At 50.7% G+C, this 12,081-nt stretch carries 10 protein-coding genes and 1 pseudogene; 3 read left to right on the top strand and 8 right to left on the bottom strand.

The genetic code is table 11. The annotated features are described in order from the left end of the window. Positions 1 to 30: 30 nt before the first annotated feature. Complete coding sequence (locus tag VNN20_04590; GenBank protein HWP91457.1) at positions 31 to 618, bottom strand: hypothetical protein; 588 nt, start codon at positions 616 to 618, stop codon at positions 31 to 33. Positions 619 to 749: 131 nt separating this feature from the next. Here VNN20_04590 and mepA point away from each other — a divergent pair, with 131 nt between their 5' ends. Continuing rightward, positions 750 to 1,589, top strand: a complete 840-nt coding sequence (mepA, locus tag VNN20_04585; protein ID HWP91456.1) for a penicillin-insensitive murein endopeptidase — start codon at positions 750 to 752, stop codon at positions 1,587 to 1,589. A 69-nt stretch (positions 1,590 to 1,658) separates the two neighbouring features. On the opposite strand, the gene VNN20_04580 is transcribed toward mepA, so the two are convergent. Together VNN20_04580 and VNN20_04575 are read right to left on the bottom strand one after the other, a co-directional pair. Further along, positions 1,659 to 2,882, bottom strand: a complete 1,224-nt coding sequence (locus tag VNN20_04580; protein ID HWP91455.1) for a DNA polymerase — start codon at positions 2,880 to 2,882, stop codon at positions 1,659 to 1,661. A 160-nt stretch (positions 2,883 to 3,042) separates the two neighbouring features. After that, positions 3,043 to 3,651, bottom strand: coding sequence for a DUF1326 domain-containing protein (locus VNN20_04575; GenBank protein ID HWP91454.1), 609 nt, complete (start codon positions 3,649 to 3,651; stop codon positions 3,043 to 3,045). 604 nt (positions 3,652 to 4,255) lie between these two features. On the opposite strand from VNN20_04575, the gene VNN20_04570 reads away from it, so the two are divergent. Next, complete coding sequence (locus tag VNN20_04570; protein ID HWP91453.1) at positions 4,256 to 5,017, top strand: cyclase family protein; 762 nt, start codon at positions 4,256 to 4,258, stop codon at positions 5,015 to 5,017. 275 nt (positions 5,018 to 5,292) lie between these two features. Here VNN20_04570 and VNN20_04565 read toward each other — a convergent pair whose 3' ends face one another. From VNN20_04565 to VNN20_04545, 5 genes and pseudogenes are all read right to left on the bottom strand, one after another. Next, positions 5,293 to 5,760 (bottom strand): RES family NAD+ phosphorylase, encoded by a 468-nt coding sequence (locus tag VNN20_04565; protein HWP91452.1) that lies wholly within the window; start codon positions 5,758 to 5,760, stop codon positions 5,293 to 5,295. After that, positions 5,760 to 6,191 carry an antitoxin Xre/MbcA/ParS toxin-binding domain-containing protein gene (locus VNN20_04560; protein HWP91451.1) on the bottom strand — a complete coding sequence of 144 codons (432 nt, stop codon included), beginning with the start codon at positions 6,189 to 6,191 and terminating at the stop codon, positions 5,760 to 5,762. The genes VNN20_04565 and VNN20_04560 overlap by 1 nt, the downstream gene beginning before the upstream one ends. 123 nt (positions 6,192 to 6,314) lie before the next feature. Continuing rightward, positions 6,315 to 7,514, bottom strand: a complete 1,200-nt coding sequence (locus VNN20_04555; protein ID HWP91450.1) for a chemotaxis protein CheB — start codon at positions 7,512 to 7,514, stop codon at positions 6,315 to 6,317. Between the two features lie 213 nt (positions 7,515 to 7,727). Continuing rightward, on the bottom strand, positions 7,728 to 8,633 hold the full coding sequence (locus tag VNN20_04550; GenBank protein HWP91449.1) for a PD-(D/E)XK nuclease family protein: 906 nt from the start codon (positions 8,631 to 8,633) through the stop codon (positions 7,728 to 7,730). 268 nt (positions 8,634 to 8,901) lie between these two features. After that, a pseudogene (locus tag VNN20_04545) lies at positions 8,902 to 9,099 on the bottom strand (carotenoid oxygenase family protein). 790 nt (positions 9,100 to 9,889) lie between these two features. Between VNN20_04545 and VNN20_04540 the strand changes: the two are divergent. Then, a complete protein-coding gene (locus VNN20_04540; GenBank protein HWP91448.1) occupies positions 9,890 to 11,926 on the top strand; it encodes a thaumatin family protein in 2,037 nt (678 codons plus the stop codon). The last annotated feature ends 155 nt before the right edge of the window (positions 11,927 to 12,081 follow it).

Genomic DNA, 12,081 nt, shown 5'->3' with positions numbered 1-12,081 from the left:
GAATGAAAGGAAAAAGAAAACATCCGGTTATCACTGCTCTACCAAGTTGCCACCTTGTAACTGATAAGTTTTAACCACTTTTAACGTCGGACAACAGTCCGGGTCGGTCTCGCCGTGCATAACCATACTGACTGTTACCTTCCCTGCTTCGATATAAATGGATTCTATCTTCACCCTGTCACCGAGATAGGTAGAGGCGATGTTCGCCGGTGTTCCGTTCTCGTCTACTACCACAGCAAGGTCGTAGAAGGCTCCGTTCCCGCCGGTATCGGTCACCAAAACTACCACCGCATCCTCGATACGGTCTCCGGTCACGTCTCCAAACTGCATCTGCTCGTCTAGCGAGATAACGATACCGGCACTTTCATACTTGCCGTTTGTGAGTCTTACCTGGCCGTCCTTGAAATACTCGGAGCGGTATACGGCGTTCTGCAGGGCTTCGAATGTTAAAACGTTCTCCCTACTCGAGGTAGCAGTTTTGACAGAGGCTTTAGCCTCTTCCTCATCCATGGTCTTAGTCCTGGCTTTACGGTCAGCGCACCCACCAACTAGGGCCAGGATCAAAACGGTTAAGAGCAACATCATTTCTTTCGTGTGAACTTTATTTGCTTTCGTCATCCATAACTCCTTGTTTAACTGTTCAAATTTTTATAGTAACATGAAGAAACGAACTAATAGTTTTATAATTTTATAATCTTATACCATCTAAAATGCACTTGCTAGCGGCTTATCAAATTGTATATAACCTCATGTCAAGGATTTTAAAAGTAGGAATTTTAAGGTGTCTTCCACTTTCCCTGACAATCTTTTTTGCATTTAATCTTGACCCTGGAGATCGACTCAAAGCCGACGATTTTCAGAAAACCGAGGTTATTGGCTTTTATACCGCGGGTTGCATAGAAAACTCAGTGGAACTCCCATCAGAGGGCATCGGTTATCAGGTAATCCGCCTCAGTAGAAAACGCTATTACGGACACCCAGACCTCATCCAATATGTGCAGTCACTGGCAGAGGATATTGCCAGCCGTCTTAAAGGCGCTTTGTTAATCGGAGATTTATCCCAGAGAAATGGCGGCCCTCTACCCAGCGACCACAATAGCCATCAGACCGGCCTGGATGCGGATATCTTGTTCTGGCAGAACCCCCTAGCCATAAAACGAACCCTGAGCTGGTCGGAGAGAGAAAAGATGGAGCCCCTATCCTTACTCACTCCGGACTTTGCGCGCATAGACGATTTCCGGTGGGACTCGGTACACGGCAGGATGTTGAAGCTGGCGGCCTCGTCGGAAAAAGTGGACCGGATTTTTGTAAACCCGGTCATTAAAAGAAAGCTGTGCCAGGAATACCGGGGCGAAGAATGGCTCGGAAAAATCCGTCCCTGGTGGGGGCATGACGGGCATTTTCACGTCCGCCTGCGTTGCCCGAACGATAGCCCTTTGTGTGAACCCCAGGAGCCGGCACCCCCGGGCGACGGCTGTGATGACTTGAACTCGTGGTTTGGACTGAAAACACTTCAAGAAAAGAAAGACTCCAGGCCCCGAATGCCTCGGACGTTACCGCAGCAGTGTTTGGCCATATTGTCCCGATAATGGATGAAGCCATCTCTATTGCCTAGATTATTATCCCGGGATTATAAACATTCGGGATTGCTCTCTTAATCACTCGTCACCCTCGATTTTAACGTCCGGAATGTGATTGAAGGCTATTCGCATCGGCGCCGCTTTCAACCCTGCCTCTGCTCCGCCGAAGTAAACGGTGTTGTTTCCGTAACGGAGGTTTATCCTATCAATCGCCTCGTTGAGACGGGTGCGCAACTTGCTGTTACCGAACAGGGAGAGCGACTGGCTTTTCTCTTCGCTCAGTTTAAACAGCGTGACCGCAACCGCCAACGGAACGGCGCTAGTTTTAGGCCGCACCCTCCACAGTCTTCCAAGGGCGTCCAAAAATTCCAGGGTATCGCTGGTGGGGTCAAACCCGATTTGGTCATCCCAAAATCGACCATCAGTGTATTTTACCTTTACCGACAGTGCGCCGGCTATGAGGCCGTAACTCCGTAGTCTCGTCGCCGCTTTTTGCAGGAGTTTATGCAGGACGGAGAATGCGGCATCATCCGAGCGCAGTTCAGGCGGCAGCACATGGGAATGCCCAATCGTCGACCTCTTCGTCGGCGGCGAGTACACTACCTCACCGCGTAGCCTCTCGTACATGCGCTCGCCCTCGATCCCGCCCCAGGCTTTTCGTAGCTTTTGCTTGCTGGCGTTACAAAGGTCTTCGACCGTGTATATTCCAAGCTGCCGAAGACGCCTCTCCATAGCCGCGCCAATGCCGCAGAGGTCCCTTAATTCGAGAGAAAAAAGACGGTGCGGTAGGTCCGGGGTATCGATGACCACGCAGCCGTCGGGCTTTTCTATCTCGGATGCGGTTTTAGCCAAAAAAGGATTCGGAGCGATGCCGATAGAGCAGCGTAACTCGGTGCCCACCCTCCTGGCAATGGTGTCTTTAATCCGGCGGGCCAGAGCGGTTGCGCGTTCACGCTGCCGGAGGCTGCCGGTAAGCTCACATACCATTTCATCTATGGACAGCACCTTATCCACATGGATACAGGATTCCACGGCCTCTACCAGTTTGTGGTGATACTCGACATAGACGGCCGGGCGAGCCTCTACAAGCTGAATACCGGGACATAGCTTTCTGGCATCCGATACCCGCGTTCCGGTCTTGACCCCAAACCCTTTCGCCTCGTAGCTTGCAGCAATGCAGCACGTAGTCTCGGCCATCACCGGTACGACGCCGACCGGCTTGCCCCGCAGCTCCGGCCTCAACTGCTGCTCTACAGAGGCAAAATAGGAATTAAAATCTACATAAAGTGAACGCAGTGCCATGGGACCGAGACCGTGATAAAGGTTAAATCAGAAATGCAATCTTAAACTGCTTTAGTTCATGATTACCGACTTAAAACACTCACCCAAATATCAAGGGAACAAACACCACAAGTTGTTGATGAGCCACACCGCCCTATTCGTCGCTCCAAATCCGGGCGTATTAAACGTTATACTCCACCTCGGAGAAAAAGGCATTGGAGTTTTCGTGCCGGAATTTGAGTCCCTCGACGTTAACCTCACAAACTTTCGTATTCACCAACTCGCCGTCCTTCCAGATGAATCCTTTGGGTAACACCATGTGGACATCTGCTTCAGACTGGTCCATATCGGAGATGATTGGTTCAAAGTCGGCGCTGGCTGCGTTACCCAGGCGCAAGGTTGCTCTCTTGCCTTTACGTTCTACCTGGACAGGGCCGTAAACGACCTTGGCTGGCTGGGAATAGGTGGTAGAGAAAATCTCGAATGGCCCGCCAGCTCCAGCCTGGCCGGTGCCGATTTTGGCAAGAGCCTCACGCTGCTGTTGGTCGGCACGCTCGTCGATGTAGACAACCGCCTTGCCGTTGCCCTTGTGGATGGGATTGGGCCAGCGTACAATGAGGGCAATCACCAGTCCATCCAATCTGACGTTATCAAAGGCTCCCTCCTTAATACGCCAGGCATCAATTGCCTGGCACGTTCCGTCCGTTGGAATCATAGTCAGATTGCAGGGACATCCATAAGCGCAGTTACAGGTCTCAAAATAATCCGCCTTCCACCACCAGTTTGCCATCTTGCACCTCCTGCCTACAGGTAATAATTTCCAAGTCGACCTACTATTGCAGAAAATACATAAAAGACTTAATCAAGTCAACGGGGATTTATCTCCTTGTTTATCCAATGAGATAAACTTCACAGCGGCAAGTCGCAGAGTATCAATAACCTGCACCGGCGGTCTAACATGTCATTGCGAGGGGTCCTTCGATTCCTCAGAGCCTGTCCTAAGCGATGGTTCCCAGGTTAAACCGGGGAAGGATTCGGGACAGGGTTGGTAACGACAGATCGTTGGATTCCCGCTCACAGATCGAGGTCGAGGACAAGCTCCGCGAGAATGACAGCCCCTAATCTGTCATCCCCGAATGCATTAATCGGGGATCCATAATTAAAAAACTGGATTCCCGCTTGCGCGGGAATGATACCTTGCGTGTGATTGCTTTGTGGGATCTGAGGCATGGCCAGCCACAGGAAAATCTCAAGTTAACATCCCGGATACCAGTGACTTATATACCACTATACCACTTAATTCCTAGATTAAGCCAACTTAATTTAAACGCCAAATCCCACAGCAGCCTATGACCATTGTTGATTATACCCTTAGCTCAAATATAATTAGGTCTATGCCGAAAATAATCGACCTCAGTATAAGAATCGAACCGGCTCCGGGCCCGGAGCACCAGCGGCTGGAAATAATGCACGAAAAGCATGAAGACACCGCAGAATACATGATGAAGCGTTTTGAGTGTGAGAGAGAAGACCTCCCCAATGGTTTAGGATGGGCTAACGACTACGTTACCCTCGGCACCCACGTGGGGACCCACATAGATGCTCCCTGGCATTACCACCCGACATCGGAGGGTAAAAAGGCCAGGACGATAGACGAAGTCCCGGTGGAGTGGTTTTATGGAGACGGGGTTGTCATAGATATGAGACATAAGAAGCCCGGAGAACTCATCACAATCCCTGATCTTCAAGAAGCCCTGGATAAAATCTCCTACAGGATCAAACCCCACGACATTGTCCTGGTCATGACCGGAGCTGATAAACTATGGGGCACTATGGAATACTGGTCTCAGTTTCCGGGGCTGGGAAGGGAATCTACGTTATGGCTTTGCAATCTCGGAGTGAAGGTAATGGGGACAGACTCTGCCGGATGGGACAGGCCCTTCTGGGCGATGGTAGAGGAGTTTAAAAGAACCGGTGACAGGAGCGTAATCTGGGGGGCGCATTTTGCCGGGATGGAGAGGGAATACTGCCAGATTGAAAAACTGACCAACTTAGACAAACTCCCACCCTTCGGTTTCAAGGTCGCTTGCTTTCCCATCAAGATTTTGGGCGGAAGCGCAGGCTGGGTAAGGCCGGTGGCAATAATCGAGGAATAACTTCTTAAGATTAAACGAACATCAAACGCCTACCGTTCACCCTTCGATCTTCGGCACAGATCAAGACAGGCTTGGCCTTAGGACAAACGGTGAGGAAGAGTTCTTAAACTCCGTTCGTGCTGAGCCCAGTCGAAGCACGATTATCGACGGCCTAGAGATACATAGACGGATGCTGCTAGACTCATGTGCAGATTGCTCTAATGCTTATCGATATTTGAATACTTCACCTAAATACCTGGCCAATATCAATATGCTCTAATTTCGTGCTTCCGGTTCTAGCCTTTACTCTTGATCAAACGCTCATCAAAGACAAACGGCTCGGGTTTTGACAGCTTTATCAACTTCAAATCCGGATGAGATGGGTTTATGAGGACGTTGAATTCGTTTTCAATGATAGCCGAAGGCACTCGAAGAAGAAGGGACTCATTTGATTGCGCCCATTCAGTACCGATGGTCGCAAGCTCCTCCGGAGGCGGATTTTGTCTCCAATTAGGGGGAAGGATAGCTAAATCCAGTTTCTTTGGTTTCACCTGGGGCGGGATATCAAGGGTTACAATACTTAAATCCCTTGGCGCAATCGAGGCGGGCACATGCACTAGAAATTCAAGCGCGGCCAGCGACCTGCTTTCCGAGGCGTAAATCAAACCCACGCCCTTACGGTTCCAGCGGCCTCCGTACGTGCGTGAACCTGCCCCGGTTAAGTCCTTTATGTACTTGGTTTTAGCTATACGAAAGAGCTGCATCAGGCATATACGCCATGCTCGATGCGCCCGAGCTCATCCAGAATCAACTGCACACCGAAGCGGTTCTTAAGCAAGCTTAACGGGGTTTTTCCGGACAATGCTACGCTGGGGTGGTTTAGCCATTTCTTGAATTTCTCCCTGTCCCCGAAGACCTCCACACCCCTAGCCGCCACCTCTGCAAGCTGTATGATATGCTCGGAAACAGACGGATTAAAATGGTCTTTATTCTTATATCTCTGTAATGTACGTTCCGTAACCGGCAGAAGTTGAGCCATTTGTTTCATAGAAAGGGATAAATTTTCAGACAGGTTCAACAGTGCATCTTTAGTAACACCTTTAATAGACAAATCCAGAAGGTCCATGTTGGTCCTGATTCGCTTGCCCACTACCTTTTCCCCGCCTAAAACATCGGTAATTTTCGACAATGCCATGTTCAACCTCCAAATTCTTTATGACATATGTCTTTAATATAACGACAATTGTCGGTGGTGTCAAAAGGTGTTTGATACATAATATTTAGAATTCCAAATGGCGTCTCCTCGACGAGAACATGATTAGCTTCTTCGCACGATTTGAGACGACGCAAGGCGGGAGAGATAGCGGGCGATCTCAGACAGCGTGAATATATAATCGATATTGACGTATTTCATGGCCGTGCGACACATATACGGGAAGACCGTTTCCTCCGGGTTCTGGACGATGGTGGTGCCACCGTGCATTTTCACACAGAGCAGGCCCGCCGTCCCGTCGTAGAGATTGCCACTGAGGATTATCCCGACCACTCGATGCCGGTAGTGTATGGCCGCTGTGCGGAAGAGCGGGTCTATGGCCGGCCGTGTGAAATTTTCCTCAGGTCCCTTAAAAACACGAACAAAACCTCGGTCGACCAGGAGGTGATGGTCGGCTGGCGGCAAATATACGCGGCCCGGCCGGATTGGCTCCCCCTCTTGAGCACAGCTCACCGGCAATGCGCTAACCCGGTTCAATACAACTTGAAGGTCGGAAGCCCCATCTTGACTGGTGTGAATCACCAGGAAAATAGGCGCCGCCAAATCCGAGGGAAGCTGGGCTAGCAGGTTCATGAGAGTACTCACCCCGCCTGCCGAGGCTCCGATTAGAATCAGCCGATCGAAGGATTCGTTAGCGAGGAGGCTTTTATCCGATCGCTGCGACCCGGACCCCCCAGACATGCTTTTAGAAAATCCCTGCACGTCAGTTCCATCGTATCCCTGGAGGTGTCGGGCGTTGGCAAAGGCCAGCGCCGCCGCGTCCGCTAGGGACTGCAGGATTTCTATCTGCCGCCGGCTGGGTTTCCTCCGCTTGGCCCAATATGCGCCGATAGCCCCGATGGGGTCTTCGGAGCGGATCGGCACCATTATCAAGCTCTTGACGAATGTACTACGATAGGCCTCGACCGGTATTCGAGGGTCAGAATAGATGTCCTCAATCGCCGCTGCCTTTCGGTTAAGGATGGACCAGCCAGAAATGCATGCCTGAATGTCGAATCGGTTCCCCTTCCACAGTGGACCAATTGCATCTTCGTCGACGTAATGTACTAAATTCCCCTCGCGCAGGATGAACGTGGCTCCGTCTGCTCCAGTGAGCTGCCGAACGGCTCGGCGCACGACCTCCGTCACTTCCGGCAGTGTGCTTGCGTAGGAAAGCTGACTGATAACTTCAAGAATCTGTTCGCTAACATGACCAGACCGGTGGGAACGAAAATGGCCGACAGTTTTTTGTTCAGGGCCTTTCACAGTTTGATACCTCACAGTAGCCGGTACTAACCGTGGCTACGTGCTCGACTGGGCAGCAAAACCCTATCTCCTACTCCCAGCAGCTCGGGCGCATGGTTATGAAACCGGAAGTCTTCACTTGATCAAGTCGCTATACACAGAATAGAACAATCCTGATTTGAGGTCAATAAAAGGAACGAAAACCACAGTTAAAATGGCCTCTACTTGTTGGGCTCAGAGATTGGCAGGATACCGGTCTGGATAGCAAACGCCCCGGAAATTGCAATGAGCACAAATCCTTTGGTCGTCCACCATTGGGAATTCTGATTTATCCAGCGGTATGTTCTGCTCGATATCCCTGCAGTATTCATACATCTCTTCAGTCTCAGCCCGAACCTGAATAGCAAAGTTTTCCAGGTCGAAGACATTGAATGTCTCTTGGACTTCCTGATACTCGGGATGAAGGTATACGATTGTGGGTTTGACGTTTGTCGGGTCGGTCTCGAAATGATATGATGCCCAGGTGGAATACCCGATGAGCTGCTTACGATGCTTGTCAGCGTCGGACTTCCCGGTTTTCCAGTCTATGATGTGATATTCATCTCCAATCGGAAATAGAAAATCAACCTTGCAGTAAACTTTCAAGTCCCCGATTCTGGTTTCTCCATACCCGGGCGGGTCGATGATCCACTGGTCGCAGTTACTAACCGCTTCATTGACCAGCCAGTCAAATCGGTCGCTGGCCAGCAGATTTTCCAGGCTTTCCCTGACCTTTGGATATAGAACATCCACTTCCACCCGATCCATATCCCCATATGCCACCTCTTCGAATTTTTTAGTCCGAATGTGATTCTCAGCCGTTCTCCTGGCGAAATCAAAAAACTTTTTCTCGTCTATTTCCCTTGAAGTCCTCTTCAGCCTGGTGAGAAGGACTTCGATTACCTTGTGTACTACCCCTCCTATTTCCAGAGGAATCGACACTAGTTCCCTGAATTGATTGATCCTCCTGGTCGGAACTTCCTGATCGTACTTTGTGTAGTACTGGTAGAAGTACCTTCTCTTGCAAATCGAGAATAGGTCATATCGTGATGAAGACCAGCCAAGGATAGGTGTAAAGTCAAATTTTTTGACCCCTGCCACTAGAATTACCTTACATTATCTTACGAGCTCGGCACAATCAGCCGTAAAAATAAAGCGTAATGTCCAGGAAAGGAATTTTACGCTTCAGATCGTCGTTTGACACTCAGAATACAAAAAGCCCGATTTAGGGTCAAGGAGAGTAGAGAGCCTTAAAAAATTTCACAGCAAAACACAAACCGGTAACAGGGTAGGTGTCAGACAAGAACGACCGGTTGAGGCATAGCACACTAGATAAATTCTGAACCGGCCTTCCATACTATCATCATCCTCAATCCGTAAGGTATTGGCCATGGAAACCAAAAGGAATGTGATGAGGCACTTCTGCACACGCCAGCTCGGTAAATGAATGTGCATCGGGTATGAGAAAGAATGAGTTACCCTTACCGGCATTCAACACAACAGACAAAATGGCTCCATCACCCTCGCCTGTCGTAGCGTCGGCACCGGGGACAGGGACGAAGACCGGTCTCCTCCCATGTGGCGTAGCCGTCCACTGTTCCAGCAACATATTAAACTACCTCCCAATGGCAGAGCCACTCTTGGAAAGCATCCTTAAAGAAATGGAATGCATACTTTTTTCTTTCTTCAGTCCGAATTCCCGGTCTAAGCCAGACCTTGAGCTTTATCTCGCGGCCAATGGGAAGAAAATCTGGCTCAAGCCGCTAAACTGATTGCGGACATGATTTCCTTCCCATTCCAGTAAAAATCCCTAATAGGAAAATAGTCGAGTCGCTTAGTTGTAAATGGTATCTGAGATAGAAAATTGAAACATACCGGGTAGCAAACAAAAGCTTCCAACTGGAATTGAATTAAATCTTCTCTATGCCCACACAGCATACAGTGCAACTTAAAACGAGAATGTGCAACAAACTCTATGGGCCTGTTGCGTTGCCAGTTCGGCTGGAACATCTCATCCCATCCTCCTTCCCACCTTTTCCCCGTAGTCCGAATTGTACTTTAATTCTATCACATCCTCAATACCTGTCGTTGTTTCATCTAGTTATTCAAGAAAGAAATTCTTTATCTTCCTATGTGGCAAGCTAATGGCGGAAGGCGCTCTTCAAAGAAAAGTTATACATCCTATTTTCTCCTCTCCACTTCCTGCCAACCCAAATCAGCATTATTATTAGTCAGCCCGTCGCAGGGGTATTCGTGTGGTAAATTCCAGAATTTTTCATACGTTTTTTCCTTACATACAAAACTTTAATTAAAGGATACTTACTGCGGCAGCATATCGCTTTAAAGGAGGTCTTCACATGCGTTTAACCGAAATCGCCAGGCTAGTCTCGGCAGTAATCCTGGCTTCTTTCATTGCCTTAATCATGTACGCAGGCGGCCAAAAGGCATTTGCTCAGACTGCGCAGATCACTATCAACAACTATTGCTCCGAGACTATCTGGGTAGGTGCGTTCCCGGGCGTTAGCTCGGGCACGATAACCGGCGGCAGTAACCCCGGCACCATCAGTACACTCAGCGGTTGGGAGCTCGACGCGAACGCCACGGCCACGGTCACCGTGCCCAACAACTGGTCAGGCAGGTTCTGGGGGCGGACAGGCTGCAGTTTCAACTCGTCCGGCGTCTGCGACCCGCAGAACATCACTGTGAACGGTAACAATTACGTTATCGCCAACTGCTGCGATACCGGCGGCTGCCAGGACGGAAGCGGTAACTTCGTGCTCAACTGTGGAGAGACCGGCCTTCCCCCGGCAACACTAGCCGAGTTCACACTGGCCGCGGGCGGGTTGGATAACTACGACATCAGCATGGTGGACGGCGGCAACATACCGGTCGAAATAATCCCCGACCCCTCCGACTACGACTGCGCCACCAACGGAAACTGCATTTTCACCGGCAATCTTCCGGGCAAGAATTCGTCAACCTGCACCCAGGATTCAGACTGCTATCCGCTCTTCGGGTTCGGCTACAAATGGAAATGCGACCCTGCTCAGAAGCTCTGCGTGAACCCCTTTTTCTGCGGGAGCCCCGGCTGCACCGACACGAATGGATGTGCGCCATCGGGCATTACCGAGTCTTTACTCCCGAATTCGGCATGGGTCGGAACCGACCTTGCCGTCTCGGAGTCAGCTTGCCCCTCGACCCTCCAGTTAACCAACAATCAGAACCAAGGATCAAAATACGTGGGCTGCTTTGCGCCCCAGAAATTCTGCAGGCAGTCATGCACCTCGGACGGGCAATGCGGCCCGCCTTACACGTTTAACTGCGGAAGCTCGGGCTTCTGCGAGGATTCGGCCACAAATGCCATACTCGGGGCAGAATGCGACGTTTCGGTCGACAACACCACATACGGCCAGCTATGGGGATGCACCGGCGTGAACGCCGCCTCGTGCTTCACTGCCAACGCGGGCAACGACTGTTGCGGGTGTCCCACCTGGGCACCGGGATTCTCCTCGACCAGTAACGGCGCCTGCATAGGCGGCAACAACCAGACGTGGCAGGCAAACGCACTGCCGACGCAGGCTATATTCAACAACGCAAGCCCCACGGCCTATGCCTTTCCCTATGATGACGCCATAAAGCTTTTCAATTGCCAGACAGCAACTGCCGGTCAGGCAGTCAACTACACCGTCAACTTCTGCCCTAACGATTCGGACGGCGACAGCGTGCAAAACAGCCAGGACACGGACTCTGATAACGACGGCGCGACAAACACTGAAGAATCCAACTTCAGTTCAACAGCCCTATCCGTAGAAGCACGGAGTGCACGCGAACTGGTAGGTACCCCCGAGGACGGAGACGGAGATGGAATCCTAAACTGGCTAGACCTCGACTCCGATAACGACGGTATACCCGACCACGCCGAGTGTGGAGGTACGAACGACGAAGACAGGGACGGACGTTCCGATAACCATGTGGATTTAGATGGGGACGGACATCACGACCTGCACGACCCGGACCAGGGCGGAAGCGAGCTATCCTGTACTGATACCGACGGAGACGGAATCCCCGATTTCCTTGATATAGATTCCGACAACGACGGCGTCTCGGATTTTGTGGAGCACGGCGGAATTGACGAGGATGGCGATGGACTACCCGACAGCATCGAGGACAAAAACGGCGACGGGTTACTGGACATATTCCATCCGGAAACCGGCTATCCTCTGGTAATAAGAGACTCGGACGGGGACGGCATACCCGACCATCTGGACGCCGAAAGCACCGGCAGCGGAGGCGGATGCTCTATCGCTTCGACAGGCTCGCACACGGCATCGGCCCTGGTGTATTTGATGATCCCTGCGCTTCTCCTTCTCAGAAGGAAACTCCGCAGGTCATGAGCGGAGCGCGTCTTTAGACATAACCGCTGTCCAAAATAATTAGAAACCAACGATTCACACGGTTAAAACAAGGGCTTAAGATAGATAAAAAGGTCTTTTCAAAATCGAGTTCACCTATTTTATGTTCGCTATCCAAGCACAATATTTGTTGAAAT

Source organism: Thermodesulfobacteriota bacterium (assembly GCA_035559815.1).
GTDB lineage: Bacteria > Desulfobacterota_D > UBA1144 > Nemesobacterales > CSP1-2 > DATMAT01.
Note: the sequence above shows the minus strand (reverse complement) of the source record. Positions and strands in the feature narration are given on the sequence as shown.